Genomic DNA, 18,156 nt, shown 5'->3' on the forward strand with positions numbered 1-18,156 from the left:
CATCTCGGCTTCGAGCAGCTTGACTTGCCATTCCACCTGCTGGCGACGCCGCACATCATTATTATTGGAAAAACTATGGTTCTCTATCCGCCTGACGATCCGTTTTTGATTAGCTTTACCTTGTTTGGGTTCCCGATCGTGGTGCGCTGGTACGGTGCGATAATCATGACCGGCGCGTTGATTGCGGCCCTGCTAGCGTCGCGGCGGGCGGTCGCGCGCGGCTACCACCCCGATCACGTCTGGAACCAGTTGATGTTAGGGTTGATCCTCGGTATTGCTGGCGCGCGGATCTATTACGTCGCCTTTGAGTGGGAACGGTTCGCGCCTAACCCATGGAGCGCATTCAACCTCACCACCGGCGGGATCGCGATCCACGGTGCAATTATCGGCGCGCTGCTCTCGACCGTGTTCTATACGCGCTACGCGAAACTGCCGTATTGGGATTGGCTCGATGTCTGTGTGCCCGGTTTTTTGCTGGCGCAGAGCATCGGGAGGTGGGGCAATTTCTTTAACCAAGAGGCCTATGGCCGCCCGACCGATTTGCCATTCGGGTTGCGGATCGATCCTGAATACCGCGTACCGCCCTATCACGATCTCGCTACCTATCCCATCACCACGCTCTTTCACCCGACCTTCCTCTACGAGTCGGTGTGGAACCTGGCCGGGGCCGGTTTGCTGCTTTGGCTTGACCACCGGTTTGGCCGGTTGGCGCCACCTGAACGGCGCCGGCTCAATCCGGGTGATCTGCTGTTTTTGTACGGGATCATCTATTCAAGCGGTCGGTTTTGGATTGAAGGGTTGCGGATCGATAGCTTGTGCGCGAGCGGGGTCGGCGGCTCGTGCGAGGGCAGCATCCGGGTGGCGCAGTTGGTGAGCGTGCTTGCGATTGGGCTGTGCGCGATTCTGCTCTTCCTCAACCACCGGCGGCCATTTGCCGGTACGTTGGCTGCTGGGCCGCGATAAGGAAGGCGCGAAGGGGGCAAAGGCGCAGAGGGGTAAACGCAGAGGCGCAGAGGAACGCGAAGGGCGCGAAGGCTTGGTGATGGGGGAGGGACAAGTACGCTTGACGCTAATCTCAACATACCTTTGCGTTCTTTGCGCTTTTCGCGCCTTTGCGTTTAATAGTCTTTGCGCCCTCTGCGCTCTTCGCGTCTTTGCGTTTTATGATCTCTGCGTCTCTGCTCCCTTTGCGCCTTCACGATCCAGCAACCGGGTGTACAGGTGCTTGAACCCCTCGCCAAGCGGGCCGTAGCCGAAATTGGCTACTACCTTCTCTCTCCCATGCTCGCTGAAGCGGCGCCGCAGCGCCGCGTCTTCGCCGAGGATGCGAACCTTTTCGGCGTAGCCAGCCACATCGTCGCGCGCGACCAAAAAACCATTCTGGCCCTCGTCGACCACTTCGGGCAACGCGGCAACGTTGGTCGTCACTACTGGACGACCACAGGCCAACGCTTCGGCGGGGGCAATCCCAAACCCTTCCAGCCGCGAGGGAAAGAGTAAGATGTCGCAGCTCTGGTAAGCGGCCACCAAGCCGGCCCGGTCAGGCGAACCGATCGGGATCATGCGCGGATGGGGCGGGCCGGCGTCGCGCCCTTGAAAACCGCCAGTGTAATAGAGCACATAGTCGTCCGGCAGCCGATCCATAATCTGGGGCAGCAGATCGAACCCTTTACGCCGGGTGCGATTGCCGACAAAGAGCAGACGGATGCGGCCATTGCTCGGCGGCAAGCCATCGTCACGGCGGGCCATGCCCGGCGGCGGCACGAAGACATCCGTGTCGATGCCGTCATAGATCAGTACCGTGTCGCGGCGTCCGTAGGTCATCTCCACCATGCGCTGAGTGTAGCGGCTAACGCAGACCACCGCGTCGGCGTAGGCAATCGACAGGTCATCGTAGCGCGACTCGACCAGCCGGTAGAAGAGACGCTGAGCCAACGAGCTATAGGGTTGCAAGGCCGGGTCGGTGGTGAGATGATGTACCGTCGTCACCACCGGCAGGCCATACCCGCGCAGGCTGAACGCGACCCGCGAGCGGCCTTGCACGATATCGAAGCGGCGAGCTACATCGGCGGGTAACGTCTTGGGAATGAGCACGGGTAAAAAGTTGTACAGCTCCGGCAAGCGCAGCAATTGCGGCGATAAACCGGCGCGCTGCACAGCGCGAGTGATATTCTGAATGCCAAAATCGACGCCGCCGCGGCCAAGCGGCGAGATGTAGAGCGGGCGCAGCATAGCGATGAAACTCCATCCAGCGGCCAACCTTCACACAACTGCTCGATCTTGGCACAGATTGGCGAGGGTGTCAATGGAGGAGAGGGGGTTAGGTTTGATGCTGGACAAAGCGCGCAAACAACGGCACCACAAATTGGTAGTGACCATTTACGATCTTGATCAGTTCACGCTTGCGTAAGCTCTCGGTAGCGGGACTGGCAGGCGGTTGAGAACCACGGGCAAGGGTGACGAGCGCCTGTTGCTCATCGTCGTTACATCTAGACCATGATTCATGCATGAAAGGGTCATTCTCAATTGCGAGGTCAAACACTGCGGCTAGATCGGCAAGTGTTATCCGTTGCCGGCGGCGGCTGTTCAGATGTTCAACCAGCCGTTGGCCGGTTAACTGTACGAGATAGGGGTGGCAATTGGTTTCGGTCAAGATAGCTTCTACTACACCGGGTTCGTATCTGTTAGGGAAGTCAGGGATAGGCTGGCGCAACAAGTGATCAACATCAGCCGGATCGAGGAAGCTGATCCGGATCGGAGTGACATGAATGAGATAATCGCTCCAATATGGTTTTAGTTCGCGAAACGTGCGCGCACCACTCAAGAGTACGATCCATTGCGCACGATGTTGAATGGTGGCGCGTAGGAAATGGAGTATACGGGTGCGACTCTCGTCCGGCAGTTCTTCCAACCGCTCGTATTCATCGAAACACAAGAGCAATCGGCGCCGTCCGGCTATTTTTTCAACCCGATCCATCCAGCGGCTGAGCGCTGGAAAGGGATCGGTTGCTAATTCCTGTAAAAAAGAGTAAAAATTAGAATATACGAAGATACTAACAAGCTAAAAGTTATGATTGTAGTATTCCCAAATACAAAAATAATTAAAAATGAGCAAAGAACAAACTTGATAACTCATTATTTCTAGGTGTATTTAGATTGATAAAACTTATATTTCCAAAGACACTAATAACGGTGCTCATTGGGATGATAATAAAACTAATAATAGATCGATCTCCTAAAAACGAAGAGTTGTTTTAAGAACAATCATTCCTAGCAGCCAACCGGATAAAAATGTTAAAGCATTCCAAGGATTGAAATCATAATCTTTAAGTTTTGATACCAATGTCTCAATTCCAGCGAGAGCCAAACATTGCAGAGGTATTAGTATCGCCAGCCACCACATTTGATTGGCATAGCGGTGCAGTTTTGAATTGGCAGGGTTTCGATGTACTAATCCAAAAAGAACTACAGTTGGATTGTTACGATCGGGATGAATGTCCATAAGGTTTGGGGACTATGAGATACGACTGCTGGTCTTATTATAGCAATTAAGGAGAGTGTGTACCTCATCTGCGCGAAGAATGGGTCGGCGCATATACAACCAGCAGCCATGGTCATTCGCTTACCAATAATCGCCGCAAAACGGCGGCAAGCCGGCCAGCGCCTGTTCGAGCAGGGCCAGTGCGCGCCGATCGCTGACACTGAGCAGGCCGAAGGCGGCGGCGGTGCGTGGGCGGAGGTAGCGGCTGAGGAGTTGGCTGAGGGTGGTGCTGGTGCAGGCTAGATCCGCTTCGCCGGGGTCGAGGCGGGTGACGGTGGTGCGGCCATTGTGCCACGCGAGCTGGTAGCGTCCGGCGTTATCCGGGAGCCAATCATCGGCGATCTGTATCGTGAGCTGGCCGGCAGCCGGGGCGAAGGGGTAAAGACTGAGCAAGTGTTGCACGTCAAGCACGCGCTGCATAAAGAGCGGCACAACTGTGGTTGGCGCCGGCGCGGGCAGCAGTGCATTGAGCGGGGCGTCAATTGGGGTGGGAATCTCGGCGGCGCCGATCTGATCGGCGTGGCGGGCGATGAAGACGAAGAGTTGGGCGCGGGCCAGCGGGTCGAGAGCGACAATATCGCGGCAAACCAGCCGGTCGCCGTTGTTGCTGCGCTCAAGGCGGTAGATCAGGTACGAACGCCCCTTGCCTTGCTCGTCGCGCCAGATGAAGGCGTGGTAGGGTTCACCGCCCCACGTTTGCAAGACATCAACCTGCCACCATTCGGGCGGGCGCACCAGCGGGCCGTAGCGTCCGCGCAACGCACCGCGGTAGATAGTGTCGAGTTCGGCGATGTGGGTGGGGCCGGCGGGGATATGCGCGCCGGGAGCGGGTTGGAAGGCGCGTAGATGGCTTGGGGACGGTTGCACCAAGCGCCGTTCGCCGGCCAGCGCCCAACCCAGCCGGTGGTAGAAGTCGTGGCGGAAGGGGTGGAGGAGGGCTAGCACCGTGCCGCGCTCGCGAAGTTCGTTGCAGGCGTAGCGCAAGAGCTGCTCGGCATAGCCGCGCCGGCGATGCTGCGGCCATGTCGCTACGCTGCCAATCGCGCCAACCGGCAATTCACCGTTGCCCGCCTGCATTTGGAAAGGCATGATCTGCAATTGGGCCACATGCTCGCCATTAACGAACAACCCGCGCAGTTGGGCGATGACGTCCGGCGTGTAGCGGCCACGGTGGTACTGGTGGGCGAAGGCGTAGCGGTCAAGCGCCCAGAATTGCTCGAAATCGGTTGGGGTGAGTTGCCGGTAGGTGATCATCGGATCACTCCGTTGTTTGAATAGCCGCGAAGAGACGCAAAAGACACGAAAAGCATTGTATGTATTTTGGGTCTTTTGGTGGTCATTGCAGCCCCACCCCCGGCCCCTCAACCCCGCTGGGGGAGAGCAGCTAGGGGGTGGAGAATGGTGCCAAGGGAAAGGCTCCTCCCTCCCGGCTTCCCATTCTCCCGCCTTTGCGACCGCTGCGCCCTTGGCGCTGTGGCGTTAAGCAGCTTTGCGCCTTGGTCATCGGCCCCGCCTCCACTGGAGGAGGGTAAATGAATAGCCATGAAGCGACGCAAGAAACACAAAAGGATTCTGGTGTCTTTTGCGTCTTTTTGGGGCTATTCTTCTGAGCCCTCAGCGGTTAACCTCACCCCCGCGGCTTTTCGACCAGAATGAAGTAGCTGCCGCAGCGCATCCAGCCGAACAGCCAGAGGTCAAGCTCCATCAGCAGCGTCACAGCCAGCAGCGCATAGTAGACCGGCCCTTTTTTGCGTAGATAGCCGCGCATGCGCTGACGCGCGCGGATCTCGCGAGCTGCGCCGGCACTTACTCTTGCCGGGAGATTGGTGGCCGCCTTGCGCCCGCGTACCCGCCCGATGATAGCTTCGCCGAGTTTCATAAGCACATGTTCCACAAAGGTCGTAAACAGACTGTTCCAGAAGACAACCTTTACTGGGCGCAGACCGGCCCGCTCGAAGGCGGCCAGCACATCTTCCCACGTCTCCAGCGCTTTAATGTGATCGGATTTGCGCAGCTTTTCGCGCTCAAAGTCGTAGACGCCAGCCTTGACGAACAGACGGCCAATATGCCGGCTAATGTCGATCACCGGTTGGATTGGCGAGCGTTCGCGGGTGTTCGAGAAGGCCAGCATGCGCCCGCCGGGTCGCAGCACGCGAGCCGTTTCGGCCAGATAAGCATCGATCACCGGCAGCGGAAAGTGTTCGAGAATGTCGATCGCGAAGACCTTATCAAAGCTACCATCGGCGAAGGGTAACATGCGCGAGTCGGCTTTGGCCAGCGTCACCGTGAGCACCGCTTCATCGGCAAAGAGCGTCGCCGGGTCGGAACCCACCATCAACCCGACATACTTTGCGTTCCAGACGGCATGCTTGGCGGTGCCGCAGCCGTTATCAAGCACCACATCGCTCTTGCGCCAGCGCATCAAGCGGCGCAGGGTGCGGTCGCGCACGCCGGCGGCCAACAGCGGCGGCGCTAGTTCGCGGTAGTCAAGCTCGGCGGCCAACTGCTCTTCGTCGGTAACGTACTTAGAAACGTAATCAAACTCGGCCTCGCGTGGCATCAGGTCGAGATAGCCATCGCCGGAGGGGTAGAGCGTCTGGCAGCGCGGGCAACGCACGCCGTCAGCTTCGACAATGAGCGGACGTACCCGGCAGGTCGGGCATTGCAACAATGGAAAGATGCGTTGGTTGATCATGGCGATGGCGGAATCCAACGCCGGTTGATTTCAGCGGCGAGGATACTATCAAAGAGCAAGAGAAAGAGACCTTGGACGAGGATGCCGGCTCCTAGGCCGCGCCGGTCGGCGCGATCGCCTGCCGCGCGCAGCAGCCACAGACCGGCGCCGATGTAGAGCAGGTCAAGGCCGGCGTTGACGAGCAAGATGGTGCGCATCCGCTCGGCAGCGGCATGAGTCGCTGATTCGTCAAGATCGCCGGCAGCCAAATCTTCGGCTTTGAGCAAAGCTTGCCGGCGGCCAGCAATGGCCAGTAGCCAATCGATTGCGCCCCAACTGATCGCTTGGAGACCGAAGTGACGCCAGAAGCCGGGCAGCAGCGATAGGACTGCGCCGCCAATCACGCTCCCGGCGCCCCACCGCTCAAGCGGTTTGAGGGCGTGGTATTGGAAGGCAAAGAAGTTATCGTTCATAGCGGTCATCATACCCTCTATCGTAGAACGCCTCGTGTTCATTATACCCGGTTGGGGGGATGGTGATGCGGAAGGTGTCAGCGGCCCGCACCTTGTGCGGTTCAGAGGAGCGCGGGCGGCGTGTTCCGTGAGGGTAGGGGTTGAGGGGCGGACAGAATATTCGGTCGATCACAACCGTTGATCGCTGTGTGATGCCTTAAAGTCTGGTTCTACACTCCTCTCTTCCGCGTCAATGGGCGATGGGATGGGGGTGAGAGGTGCTATGCACAGCCGCAAAGCGCGCAAAGGCGCAGCGGGGTAACACGCAAAGACGCGAAGATTGCAGAGAACGCAAAGGGTTTGATATGATCCCGGCGATTCTGTTCGAGCCTATCATTACGTATGCACCGGCTAAGGTAAGGCGCGAACGTTTGTGTGTGGGGAAGACAGTGATGCTCTTGTATCCCCCACCTCCCTACCTCCCTACTCCCTGTTTTTTTGCTCTTGACCAAGTGCCGGGCTTGTTGTAGAGTGGCAGTACACCGAGTTAATAATTTTCAACTAAACTGCGTTTCCACAACGCAAGCATAGCGAACCGGCATGGAATTAGACATGCCGCGTTACCGATTCAGAGGGCGAGCGTCACGGCCTGCGCAGCTAAGAAACCTGACTTTTTCGCTCGAAAATATAGATTTGACGTAGGGGTCAACGATGAGCAACGGCTTGCCCACTCGCCACGATACGGGGTCTGATCCAATGAAGGAGGTGTCACCGTGGCTATCTGGCGTCCTGATCCGACGTTTTACCCCTCGCCGCGCATGGCGACCAAAGCACCGCCGGAGGCGCTCGCGTATGTGGTGCGGCTCAACCCGCACGGCAATGGCCAGTCTGATGCAATGTGCGTGGTCGATGTCGATCCTAAATCATCCACCTTTGGCAAGGTAGTTGGCGCCACCGAGATGCCATACACTGGCGGCGAGCTGCACCATTTCGGCTGGAATGCGTGCAGTTCGATGCTCTGCCCTAACGCGCCGCACCCGCACGTCGAACGGCGTTATCTGGTAGTGCCGGATATTCGCAGCTCGCATATCACCATTCTCGATATCAAAGAGCAACCGACCAAACCGCAAGTGGTGAAGGTGATTGAATCCGGCGAGTTGTTCGAGCGCACCGGCTATGCGCGCCCGCATACGGTGCATTGCGGTCCGGACGGCATCTATATCTCGGCGCTGGGCAACCCCGAAGGTGAGGGGCCGGGTGGCATCTTCATTCTCGATCACGACACTTTTGAGGTGTTGGGCCGGTGGGAGATTGATCGGGCCGACCAGTACCTCCATTACGATTTTTGGTGGCATCTCGGCTACGATACGCTCATCACCAGCGAGTGGGGCACGCCGCGCATGGTTGAGCATGGCGTGCTCGGTGAAGAGTTGCTGGCCGGCAAGTACGGCCATCGCATTCATATCTGGGATCTCCACCGGCGGCGCCATCTGCAGACGCTCGACCTTGGCGCCGAGCACCAAATGGCGCTTGAGCTGCGCCCAGCGCACGATCCGACCAACGCCTACGGCTTCCTCAACAGCGTGGTCAGCCTCAAAGACCTCTCGGCCTCGATTTGGCTATGGCACCGGCACAACGGTTCGTGGCAGGTGCGCAAGGTGATCGAGATTCCTGCCGAGCCGGCGAGCGAAGATGAGCTTCCCGATATTCTCAAGCCCTTCAAAGCGGTGCCGCCGCTAGTGACCGATATTAACCTGACGGTTGATGATCGCTTCTTGTACGTCTCGTGCTGGGGTACCGGCGAACTACGCCAATACGACGTCTCCGATCCGTTCAATCCGAAACTGACCGGCACCCTCCAGATTGGCGGGATTGTGCGGCGGGTCGGGCATCCGGTTGCGGCGGGATCGCTCAACGGCGGGCCGCAAATGGTTGAGGTGAGTCGCGATGGCCGGCGGGTCTATTTCACCAATTCGCTCTATCTGCCGTGGGACGAGCAGTTCTACCCGGATGGAATCCACGGCTGGATGGTGAAAGTAGACGCCGATCCACAAGGTGGGATGCAGTTTGATCCGAACTTCTTCGTCGATTTTGGCGATCAGCGTGTTCACCAGATCCGGTTGCAAGGCGGCGATGCGTCGAGCGATTCGTACTGCTTCCCGTGATGGCGCAGGGCGCCCGGCCCAGTTATCGTCTGATAGGGAAGGGGAATGGCTCCACGCCGTGCCCCTCCCCCAGCGGGGGAGGGGTGCCGTACACCGACGCCAAGCGAGCAAAGGCGCAGAGGGGTAACACGCAAAGGCGCGACGATCGCAGAGAACGCAAAGGGTTTGATCTGCTCCTAGCGATCAACCGTTTGCCCGCTCCCACCTGACGGCGGGCAAGGGGGAGCCGCGGGATGGCGGGCAAGGGGTTGCAGGCGGGGAAGCGAGCGAATGAGCCAACGAACAAGTGATTGGCACCCATAGACCCTTTGGAGGTAGCAAGTGGATCAGGCAGCATGGCTCTGGGGGTCGTTATTTGGCCTCGGTTTGTTCCACGGTCTCAACCCGGCGATGGGGTGGTTGTTCGCTACCGGCTTAGGTTTGCAGGAGGGCCGGGCGCAGGCGGTGCTCTATGCGCTGTGGCCGATTGCGATCGGCCATGCCGCCGCGATTGCGCTGGCCGCTTTTGTGACAGCACTGATCGGCTATGCCTTGCCAACCAATCTCTTGCTCGTGCTGACCGGCGTGATCTTGTTGGGGTTTAGCGGCTGGCGGCTGCTGGCCCGTTTCCGCCATCCCACCACCCGCTTCCGGGCCAGCGCGGGTGAACTGGCGTGGTGGTCATTCTTGATGGCGAGCGCGCACGGCGCCGGACTGATGGTTGCGCCGCTGCTGGTGGCGATGGGGCCGGCGACGCAGCACGCGCATCACAGTCACATGCATCATACGCCCACAATAGCCGATTCCATGCTCGGCGCGACATTGGCGGTGGTGGTGCATACCGCCGGCATGTTCGCCGCCATGGCCGCGATTGCGCTGATCGTCTATTACGTGGTGGGCCTTGAAATCTTACGCCGGGCGTGGATTAATACCGATCTGGTGTGGGTGACGGTGCTGGCCATGACCGGCGTGATTGCGATTGGGTTGGGGGTGTGGAGTATGGGGTGAGTGATCGATCCTAACTTGTGCTACTATGGATTGCGGCAGTACACTGCCGCATACCCCATTGTATGAGCCGCGCGTTTCCATCGGTACTTACCGCATTGCAAAGCATCTTTGTAAGCCCCTTGCAGCAAGGAGGTTTCTCATGTCTACCAACCCCCACAACGAGTTTGAACGTGATGGAAGTAAGCCTATATTCAGGTTTTGCGATCATTGTTCTGGACTGCCTCCTTATCGAAACGTTGCAATCATTTCGCGAGGGGCGTCCCAATCCTGAAAAGATAGAGAGAAATGCTAAAAAGAGAAAGCAAACAAGCGCAGTTGACATGTTTATCAATTTTCTGTCTGCTTCCCCCTCCCCTCACCGTTGCCATTGCCACCACAGCCGTGCCAACAGCAACGCCAGTTCGCGCCAGCGTTGCCAGCGCCGCTGTGCATTGCGCCACGGCGGGGCGATGCGGCGTTCGAGCTGGTCGAGGTGCAGAGCGAGCAGTGTGCGCAGCAGGCGATGGCCGGCGTGGGCCGACGGCGGGACGTGGCGGGCGGCCCAGTTGAGCAGATCGGCATAGGCGGTGCGGGCGGCGGCGAGCGCTTGCCGTTGGCGGGCCGGCGGTGCGCGGCGGGCTTGCACGACCGCTGCTTCTTGGCGGGCGGCGAAAAAGCGGAGCAATAGCGCGCTCGCTGACCATTCGGCGGCGTCGGCGGTGAGCGCCGCTTGCTCGGCGACGGCGGTGTGTTGCGCGGCAGCCAGCGCCGCTTCCCCGGCGGGCAGCGCATCCAACGCTTCGTGCAGCGCTGTCAGCCGCTGTTCGCAGTGGGGCGGCGGTGCGTCATAGCTGTCGAGGATGTCACGCGGCGGGTGCGTGACCGGATCGTGCCGGTGGCCGTCGTGTTGCCGGCGCAGGTCGGCGGGGGTGATGGCGAGGGTATGCCGCCACGCCGTCTCGAGCGCGGCGTAGGCCGTGTCGAGCAACGCCGCCGTAGCGGGGGCGCGAGTGGCGGCGTATTCGCCGCGCAGCGCCGCTGGTTCGCGCTGCGGTTGCCACGCTAGCGCCGCAAAGCTGTGCGGGTTGGGTCCAACCGCTAACCATGGCCGGTCGCCGGTCAGCAGGACGTGAACGCCGTCAAGCCCCCATTCGTGGTAAGTGCATAGGTCGGCGGCGATAGTTGGGCCGAGTGGTGGCAGGGTCGATTTGAACAAAATCCCGTCGAGGTAGTATTCAAACACACTGGCCCCGGCGGGGAAGGTGGCGCGCAAGGCGGCGATCTGCCCAGCCAGCGGCCCGTTGACCGGGTTGGCGGCGTCACCGATGCCGGTGGCATACGAGCGTTGGCGCGGTGCGATTACCACCTCGACATTGGCTGCCGGAACGATGTGCTGCGGCGGGGCGAAGGTGTCGTGGTAGGCGAGGTAGGCAATGTGGGCGGCGGGGTTGTGTTCGGCCAAGGCTACCGCCATCGTATTGACGAGGATCAGAGACTGGTCAGACGGCGATAAGGCGCGGCAGTGCGGGCAGATGCACCAGCCTCCGCCGAGCCGGTCTTCCGGCCAGAGGTGATACACGCTAGCGTTGGGTTCGGCGGCGAACAATCTGCGCGCCCAATCGCGCACCAAGGCTTGCGTGGCCGGATTGGTCGGGCAAGGGTTGCCATCGGCCACCCTCCGGCGACCGTCGTGGCGGAACAGATCAGGTTGCTGGCGGAAGAGCCGGCGCGGGACGGCGTCGCGCAGATGGTGGCCGCCGATTTCGAGCCGCAAGCCGCGTTCGGCGATCAGCGGCCAGAGCCGGGGGCGGCGTTGCTGCCAGTAGCGCCAGCGGCAGGCGCCGAGCGGCATCCCGCTGGCGCCGATGGTATGGATGAAGATCGTGTTGAGCCGCGCCCGCGCTGCCCACGCGATCCACGCTTCGGCCTGCGCAAGAAAGAGGTCGTGCCCGATTACCAAGCCACGGCGGGCGAATGCTGGCTGCTCGGCGACTGTTGCGGCAGGAAAGCGAAGCTGGGCATAGCGCGGTAGGTACTCATCGGCAGGGCCGGGGCCGGCCCAACGCCATCCCAACGCTTCCAGTAAGCTATAGACCGCATAGAGCAAGCCACGCGACCCTTCACCGATCAGCACCAGACCGCGCTCATCGGCCATGCGCACAAAGCCATCGCCGTCGGGACCGTGGCGCAACGCAATGCGCGGGCCGGCGGCGGCAGCAGTAATTGGCAACACTGGACCTCCCATCCGCTGGAGGGCGCGGCGCAACTCGTGAGCGGCAAACTGGGCCGTAGGCTGGTCGCTCGCTAGCTCGATCGACCAGTGGCTGGTGAGAAAATGGTTCATGCCATGTGCTGAGCCGGTGCAAAGAGCTTGGTGTGTACCGCGGTTATTATAGCAGTAAGAGGGGTAAATGGAACAAGGAGCGGGCAGGGGCAGAGAGCGAATTAGTTGCATAGTGGACAAATTCGCCTTCAGCGGCTACAATGCAGGCAAGCCGCCGTTTGCTACGCTCAAATCCGCATGCGATCATGAGTGGCGGTTGCACGCAAGATTCCTGGTATCATGCCGGTATCGCCGGCGGTTAGCATCAGATGATGATGTGAGGAACCCATGCTACGGTTTGAACACGAGATCCTGTTCACGCCCTGTCCGGAACGGATTGCTCGGCTCCGTGAGCTTGCCTACAATCTCTGGTGGACGTGGCATCCCGAAGCGCAAGACTTGTACCGCTCGATCGACCCGGAATTATGGGAGCTGGTGTATCACAATCCGGTCGAATTTTTGCGTGACGTGCGCCAGCGCAAGCTAGAAGCGGCGGCGAACGATCCGGCCTATTTGAAGCGGTATGACGCGGTGCTCAAGAGTTTTGACAGCTACATGAGCGCCAAGAAGACGTGGTTTAGCAAGCATTATCCCGACGCAAAAAACACCTTAATCGCTTACTTTAGCGCCGAGTTTGGCTTACACGAGAGTTTGCCGATCTATTCGGGCGGTTTGGGCATCTTGTCGGGCGATCACATCAAAGAAGCCAGCGATATGGGAATTCCGCTGGTCGGCGTCGGCTTCATCTACCCGCAGGGGTATTTCCGGCAGCGGCTTGACCAGAGCGGCTGGCAACATGCCGAGTACAACAAGCTCAACTTCGCCGACGTACCGGCGTTGCCCGCGCTTGATCCCGAAGGTCGCGAGGTGGTGGTTGAGGTCGAGCTGCCCGGTCGCACGATTTACGCCAAGGTCTACAAGTTTCAGGTGGGTCGCACCGAGCTGCTCTTGATGGATACCGACATCCATCCGAACAGTCCGCAAGACCGCGAACTGTCAGCGCGGCTGTATGGCGGCGATCAAGAGATGCGCATCTCGCAAGAGCTGGTGTTGGGGGTCGGTGGCGTGCGCGCTTTGCGCCGGCTCGGCTACAAGCCGACCGTCTGGCACATGAATGAAGGCCACTCGGCCTTCCTCGTACTTGAGCTGTGTCGCGAGCTGGTCGCACAGGGCTATAGCTTGGAAGAGGCGATGGAGCAGGTCAAGGCCCACTGCGTCTTTACCACCCACACGCCGGTGCCGGCGGGTAACGATGCCTTCCCGCTGCCGATGATCGAGAAGTTCTTCTGGAGCTTCTGGCCGCAGCTTAACCTCACCCGTGATGAGTTTATGAATCTGGCTTTGCAAGAGCAGCACTGGGGGCCGACCTTTGCCATGACGGCGCTGGCGCTGCGCTTTTCGGCCTACCACAACGGCGTGAGCAAGCTGCACGGCCTCGTGGCGCGCGGGATGTGGCAGTGGCTCTACCCCGGCCGTACCCAAGATGAAGTGCCGATCACGTCGATTACCAATGGCGTGCATACGGCGACGTGGCTAGCGCCGGAAATGCGCACGCTCTACAATTCGTACCTCGGCAAGAATTGGGAAGACAACCTCGACGATCCGCAGCTCTGGCGGAAGGTGTACCAGATTCCGGACGAGACCTTCTGGCGCACTCGCCAAAAGCTTAAGAGCGATCTGATCGCGTTCAGCCGCCAACGCCTGCAACAACACTACATGCGGCTCGGCATTCCGGCGCCGGTCTGGCCTGTGCTCGAAGAGAACATTCTCACCATCGGCTTTGCTCGTCGGTTTGCGACCTACAAGCGGGCGACGCTGCTCTTCAAAGATATTGAACGGCTGAAGGCCATTCTCAACCGGCCGGGCAAGCCGGTGCAGATTATCTTTTCTGGCAAAGCCCACCCCCGCGACGATCCCGGCAAGCAGTTCATTCAAGATGTCTACCGGCTGGCGATGCAACCGGGGTTGGCTGGCCGGATCATCTTCCTCGAAGAGTACGATATGGCAGTCGGGCGGGCGTTGGTGCAAGGGGTCGATGTCTGGCTCAACAATCCGCGCCGGCCTTATGAAGCCAGCGGCACCAGCGGGATGAAGGCGAGTTTGAACGGCGCGCCGAACTGTTCGGTGCTCGATGGCTGGTGGCCGGAAGCGTACAACGGGCGCAATGGGTGGGCGATTGGCGAAGAGCGCGAGTACGCCAATCAGGAAGAGCAGGATTGGAACGATGCTATGTCGCTCTACCACTTGCTGGAGCACGAGATTGTGCCGCGCTATTACGATAACCGCGACGCCAACGGCATTCCGGTGGAGTGGGTGCAGATTTGCAAAGAGGCGATCGCAACGGTAGCGCCAATCTTTAGCACGCGCCGGATGCTGGCTGATTACCTGCGTGACATGTATATGCCGGTAGCGGTGCAGGGCGCAATGCCAGCGGTGTAAGTACGTTCAACGCAAAGACGCGAAGAGATATGAGGGTTCAGTTCGCGTTCTCTTCGCGTCTTCGCGTTTTTGGCGTTATGATGAGCCAAAACAACCCTGACAGTATACCCGTCATTGATATTTACCAGCGGCTGGCGGCTCATTTTGGCCCGTTGCACGGCCCACAGGCGACGTGCCCGTGGTGGCCAATCGTGAGTGATAACCCTCAACTTGAGATGGTCATTGGTGCGGTGCTGGTGCAGCAGACGCGCTGGGAGACGGTGGAAGCGGCGGTGATGCGGATGCACGCTGCCGGTTTGCTTGATCTGGCGGCGCTGGCGGATGCTGAGGCTGAGCAGTTGGCGGCGTTGATTTACCCTTGCGCGTTTTACCGGCAAAAGGCGAGCGGTTTGATCGCGCTGGCCCGTGCCATTCAGGAACGGTATGGCGATCTGGCGATGATGCTGAGCCGCCCGACGACGACGCTGCGGGCCGAGTTGTTGCAGTTGCCGCGGATCGGGCCAGAGACGGCGGATGTGATTTTGCTCTACGCCGGGCAGCATCCGCTGTTTGTGGTTGATGCCTACACCCGCCGGATCTTTGCCCGTGTTGCGCCAGAGCGGTTGGCGTGGGAGCGCGCGAGCTATGCGCAGGTGCAACAGGCGATTGCCAGCGAACTGCTTGCTGATCCGGTGTTGCTGGCCGATTTCCATGCCCAATTGAACGAGTTGGCCGTTCGTTATTGTTTAGTGCGGCCCCGCTGCGATGGCCCGCCGGCGCGGCGGGTCTATTCGCGCCAGCCGGGCCGCAATAGTTTTCTGGATCGCCATGATGGTTGCCCGTTGCGCGTGGTGTGTAATTGGTATCGATATCGGGATGGGTAGGGGCACAGTACGCTGTGACCGTATAGGATGAGATATGATGTCGCCGCTGACGGTCTTTTTGGTGTTTTTGCGCTTGGGATTGACCTCGTTCGGCGGGCCGGTGGCGCATTTGGGTTATTTTCGCACCGAGTTTGTCGAGCGGCGGCAGTGGTTGGATGAAGCAGCCTACGCCGATCTGATCGCGCTCTGCCAGTTTTTGCCCGGCCCGGCCAGCAGCCAAGTGGGGATTGCGATTGGAACGATCCGGGCCGGTTTTCTTGGCGGGTTGACGGCGTGGCTCGGTTTTACGCTCCCGTCAGCGCTGATCATGATCGGCGTGGCGTATGGCGTGACGGTATTGGGTGATCCGGCCAGCGGGTGGTTGCGTGGCCTCAAGGTGGTGGTGGTGGCGGTGGTTGCGCAAGCGGTTTGGCAGATGTCCCAGCGCCTTTGCCCGGATCGGTTGCGGGCCAGTTTTGCGATTGCGGCGGCGATCGTCTTACTGCTCTGGCCGGATGCGCTGGTGCAACTGCTAGTGATCGGGTTGGGCGGTCTAGCCGGGTGGCGGCTACTGAAGGTTGCCAGCACGAACGGAGCGAACTTCCTCTCACCGATCACGCCGCGCGTCGGCATTGGTTTCGCTGCCCTCTTTGCCGTGCTGCTCGGCGGATCGCTGCTGGCAACGTTGAGCGATGACGCGACGTTGACGTTGCTGGCTGGTATGGTTCGTAGCGGGTCGTTGGTCTTCGGCGGCGGGCACGTGGTGCTGCCCTTGCTCGAGACGGTGACAGTCGGTGCAGGGTTAATGAACGCCGATACCTTCATTACCGGCTATGGCGCGGCGCAAGCGGTGCCGGGGCCGTTGTTCACCTTCAGCGCCTACCTTGGCGCGGTGGCGGCAGCGCCTCCCGGCGGATGGCTCGGCGGCGTGCTGGCGCTGATTGCGATCTTTTTGCCGTCGTTTTTGCTGGTGTGGGCCGCCTTGCCGTTCTGGGCCGCGTTGCGCGCACAACCGGCGGCGCAAGCGGCGCTGGCGGGGATCAATGCGGTGGTGGTGGGAATCTTGCTGGCGGCGTTGTACCAGCCGGTTATCACCAACGCCATTCGCGGCCCGGTGGATGTGGCGTTGGCGTTGAGCGCATTTGCGGCGCTGCACGTATGGCGAGCGCCGCCATGGGCGGTGGTGGTGGGGTGGGCCGTGATTGGCGGGTTGGCGGGGTGATGGTGTGGCAATGGCCCACGTGAAGGTTTTCTATGATCAGGCCGGTAATACCCTAACCGTCTGGTTTGACCAGCCACAAGATGAATATACCTGCAAAGAGACTGATAGTGATCTTGATGAAGGATCGCAATGGGCGCGTGATCGGGTTTGAGAAGCTGAATGTGCTGACGCAGCCGTCCAGCCGGTTGCAGGTGGCTTTTGAAACTTCATCCCATTTTGTCATATCGTTTTGTTCTTCCCATGACGCAGCCGTCCAGCCGGTTGCAGGTGGCTTTTGAAACCGTCATTGCGGGATAGTAGGAATCATTCGCGCAGCATTATGGAGCCGCACAGCCGGTCGTTTTTACATAATGTAATGGCCCCAGTAATGACCCCAGTCGCCGCACGCGGTGCGACGTCACATCAGATGTGTTGGTCGACGTAGCACCGCGCGGCCTATTATCACACGCCCTGCGGTTGTACGCGAATCAATCCGCCCACCGCATAACCTCCGCTACCTCGGTCTGCCCCACCGGCTGATGGGCGCGTTTGATCGCGGCGCGCAGGCGTTCGAGCCGGTCAGCGGCAGGAACAATGGTTTGGCGCGTGAGCCAGAGGTTCATCGCTTCGACATACAGTGCAGTCAGGTCGGTAGGTGCGGCTGCCAGCGGGATGAGTTCGGCCAATGTCGTTTGGATGCGGCCACGCGCTGCCGGCCAGTCGATCACGTCGGGCATCGCCTGTATCGCGTCGAGCAGGTGGGTGGCGCGGGCACAGATCGCTTGCCGTTCAGCAGGCGGTTCTGGTGGGGCTGGCGGTGCTGGTGGCGGCGCTGCTGCTGGTTGCGGCGGCGCCGGTGCAGTTTCGCCGCTGAGCAGAGCGACAATGCGAGCAAACCCCTCACGCAGCAACTGTTCCATTTCGCGGCTATAGTGCAGCCACGCGCCGACCTGCATCCCGGCGGGGTCAGGAATATCTCGCGCTCGTCCGGCCAATTCACCGAGCGAAGCGATCGTCGCCTGCGGGTAGCGACTGCGCAATACGCGAGTAATGCCGCTATCGACGGCAATCAGCACGTTGGCTGCCGCCGCTAGCTCATCGGTCAGCGAGCGAGCGATGTGGTCATCGGCGGCGATGCCAAGCAACGCCAGCGCATCGCGCGCCGCCGGTTGCAACGGGTCGTCATCGTGACCGATAACGCCAGCCGAGGCGATCTGCCACGAGTAACCGCGGGCCTGCGCCATCCGGCGTAGCAGAGCCACGGCAATCGGCGCTCGTCCAGTGTCGGCAGCGCCGACAATGAGGATGGATTGGGTGGTGGGCGACATAGGTGCGTAATGCGCGTTTTGCTAGTCGCGATCTTACCCGCATTGTACCATGTCTAGAGTTGGTTTGAAGACGTATCGGACCGCCGCGAGCGGTATCCTCCGCTTTCCTCTGTCATTGCGCGCCACCGTAGGCGGCGAAGCAATCTCCCACGAAGGCGGGTGCTATCCGCTGAAGCGCAAGATGTCTTGCAGCATTGACGAGCGGTTCGCGGCGGGAAGCAATCT

At 60.2% G+C, this 18,156-nt stretch carries 15 protein-coding genes; 7 read left to right on the forward strand and 8 right to left on the reverse strand.

Features of this window, described 5'->3' with window-relative positions; all coding sequences use genetic code 11:
- The coding region (lgt, locus tag U9R61_RS09780; protein ID WP_322488626.1) for a prolipoprotein diacylglyceryl transferase at positions 1–963 on the forward strand (963 nt) is incomplete at its 5' end.
- A gap of 198 nt (positions 964–1,161) precedes the next feature.
- Here the strand turns inward: lgt and U9R61_RS09785 are convergent.
- The 6 genes from U9R61_RS09785 to U9R61_RS09810 form a co-directional block, all read right to left on the reverse strand.
- A complete protein-coding gene (locus U9R61_RS09785; protein ID WP_322488627.1) occupies positions 1,162–2,232 on the reverse strand; it encodes a glycosyltransferase family 4 protein in 1,071 nt (356 codons plus the stop codon).
- Positions 2,233–2,320: 88 nt separating this feature from the next.
- A complete protein-coding gene (locus U9R61_RS09790; protein ID WP_322488628.1) occupies positions 2,321–2,977 on the reverse strand; it encodes a hypothetical protein in 657 nt (218 codons plus the stop codon).
- 258 nt (positions 2,978–3,235) lie between these two features.
- Positions 3,236–3,502 (reverse strand): hypothetical protein, encoded by a 267-nt coding sequence (locus U9R61_RS09795; RefSeq protein WP_322488629.1) that lies wholly within the window; start codon positions 3,500–3,502, stop codon positions 3,236–3,238.
- A 120-nt stretch (positions 3,503–3,622) separates the two neighbouring features.
- Positions 3,623–4,795, reverse strand: a complete 1,173-nt coding sequence (gene eis / locus U9R61_RS09800; protein ID WP_322488630.1) for a GNAT family N-acetyltransferase — start codon at positions 4,793–4,795, stop codon at positions 3,623–3,625.
- A gap of 373 nt (positions 4,796–5,168) precedes the next feature.
- Positions 5,169–6,236, reverse strand: a complete 1,068-nt coding sequence (locus tag U9R61_RS09805; RefSeq protein WP_322488631.1) for a class I SAM-dependent methyltransferase — start codon at positions 6,234–6,236, stop codon at positions 5,169–5,171.
- Positions 6,233–6,688, reverse strand: a complete 456-nt coding sequence (locus U9R61_RS09810; protein ID WP_322488632.1) for a DUF6992 family protein — start codon at positions 6,686–6,688, stop codon at positions 6,233–6,235. Before U9R61_RS09810 ends, U9R61_RS09805 begins: the two co-directional genes overlap by 4 nt.
- A gap of 752 nt (positions 6,689–7,440) precedes the next feature.
- On the opposite strand from U9R61_RS09810, the gene U9R61_RS09815 reads away from it, so the two are divergent.
- Together U9R61_RS09815 and U9R61_RS09820 are read left to right on the forward strand one after the other, a co-directional pair.
- Positions 7,441–8,832 (forward strand): selenium-binding protein SBP56-related protein, encoded by a 1,392-nt coding sequence (locus U9R61_RS09815; protein WP_322488633.1) that lies wholly within the window; start codon positions 7,441–7,443, stop codon positions 8,830–8,832.
- Positions 8,833–9,153: 321 nt separating this feature from the next.
- Positions 9,154–9,819 (forward strand): hypothetical protein, encoded by a 666-nt coding sequence (locus tag U9R61_RS09820; protein ID WP_322488634.1) that lies wholly within the window; start codon positions 9,154–9,156, stop codon positions 9,817–9,819.
- Positions 9,820–10,174: 355 nt separating this feature from the next.
- On the opposite strand, the gene U9R61_RS09825 is transcribed toward U9R61_RS09820, so the two are convergent.
- Positions 10,175–12,142 carry a DUF4838 domain-containing protein gene (locus U9R61_RS09825; protein ID WP_322488635.1) on the reverse strand — a complete coding sequence of 656 codons (1,968 nt, stop codon included), beginning with the start codon at positions 12,140–12,142 and terminating at the stop codon, positions 10,175–10,177.
- A gap of 267 nt (positions 12,143–12,409) precedes the next feature.
- Between U9R61_RS09825 and glgP the strand changes: the two genes are divergently transcribed.
- From glgP to U9R61_RS09845, 4 genes are all read left to right on the forward strand, one after another.
- Positions 12,410–14,560 carry an alpha-glucan family phosphorylase gene (glgP, locus tag U9R61_RS09830; RefSeq protein ID WP_322488636.1) on the forward strand — a complete coding sequence of 717 codons (2,151 nt, stop codon included), beginning with the start codon at positions 12,410–12,412 and terminating at the stop codon, positions 14,558–14,560.
- 80 nt (positions 14,561–14,640) lie between these two features.
- Positions 14,641–15,423, forward strand: a complete 783-nt coding sequence (locus U9R61_RS09835; RefSeq protein WP_322488637.1) for a Fe-S cluster assembly protein HesB — start codon at positions 14,641–14,643, stop codon at positions 15,421–15,423.
- 34 nt (positions 15,424–15,457) lie between these two features.
- On the forward strand, positions 15,458–16,624 hold the full coding sequence (gene chrA / locus U9R61_RS09840) for a chromate efflux transporter (protein WP_322488638.1): 1,167 nt from the start codon (positions 15,458–15,460) through the stop codon (positions 16,622–16,624).
- A gap of 10 nt (positions 16,625–16,634) precedes the next feature.
- Positions 16,635–16,775, forward strand: coding sequence for a hypothetical protein (locus tag U9R61_RS09845; RefSeq protein ID WP_322488639.1), 141 nt, complete (start codon positions 16,635–16,637; stop codon positions 16,773–16,775).
- A 316-nt stretch (positions 16,776–17,091) separates the two neighbouring features.
- Here the strand turns inward: U9R61_RS09845 and U9R61_RS09850 are convergent, their stop codons facing one another.
- On the reverse strand, positions 17,092–17,931 hold the full coding sequence (locus U9R61_RS09850) for a low molecular weight phosphatase family protein (protein ID WP_322488640.1): 840 nt from the start codon (positions 17,929–17,931) through the stop codon (positions 17,092–17,094).
- Positions 17,932–18,156: the final 225 nt, after the last annotated feature.

Origin of the sequence: Chloroflexus sp., assembly GCF_034431535.1 — a bacterium.
GTDB lineage: Bacteria > Chloroflexota > Chloroflexia > Chloroflexales > Chloroflexaceae > Chloroflexus.

Excerpts from the sequence above, each read along its gene's own strand:
- U9R61_RS09835 (WP_322488637.1), top strand. The coding sequence starts at position 14,641 with ATGAGCCAAAACAACCCTGACAGTATACCCGTCATTGATATTTACCAG.
- U9R61_RS09790 (WP_322488628.1), bottom strand. The coding sequence starts at position 2,977 with ATGGATCGGGTTGAAAAAATAGCCGGACGGCGCCGATTGCTCTTGTGT.
- eis (WP_322488630.1), bottom strand. The coding sequence starts at position 4,795 with ATGATCACCTACCGGCAACTCACCCCAACCGATTTCGAGCAATTCTGG.
- U9R61_RS09825 (WP_322488635.1), bottom strand. The coding sequence starts at position 12,142 with ATGAACCATTTTCTCACCAGCCACTGGTCGATCGAGCTAGCGAGCGAC.
- U9R61_RS09810 (WP_322488632.1), bottom strand. The coding sequence starts at position 6,688 with ATGAACGATAACTTCTTTGCCTTCCAATACCACGCCCTCAAACCGCTT.
- U9R61_RS09845 (WP_322488639.1), top strand. The coding sequence starts at position 16,635 with ATGGCCCACGTGAAGGTTTTCTATGATCAGGCCGGTAATACCCTAACC.
- U9R61_RS09785 (WP_322488627.1), bottom strand. The coding sequence starts at position 2,232 with ATGCTGCGCCCGCTCTACATCTCGCCGCTTGGCCGCGGCGGCGTCGAT.
- U9R61_RS09805 (WP_322488631.1), bottom strand. The coding sequence starts at position 6,236 with ATGATCAACCAACGCATCTTTCCATTGTTGCAATGCCCGACCTGCCGG.
- chrA (WP_322488638.1), top strand. The coding sequence starts at position 15,458 with ATGATGTCGCCGCTGACGGTCTTTTTGGTGTTTTTGCGCTTGGGATTG.
- U9R61_RS09850 (WP_322488640.1), bottom strand. The coding sequence starts at position 17,931 with ATGTCGCCCACCACCCAATCCATCCTCATTGTCGGCGCTGCCGACACT.
- glgP (WP_322488636.1), top strand. The coding sequence starts at position 12,410 with ATGCTACGGTTTGAACACGAGATCCTGTTCACGCCCTGTCCGGAACGG.
- U9R61_RS09795 (WP_322488629.1), bottom strand. The coding sequence starts at position 3,502 with ATGGACATTCATCCCGATCGTAACAATCCAACTGTAGTTCTTTTTGGA.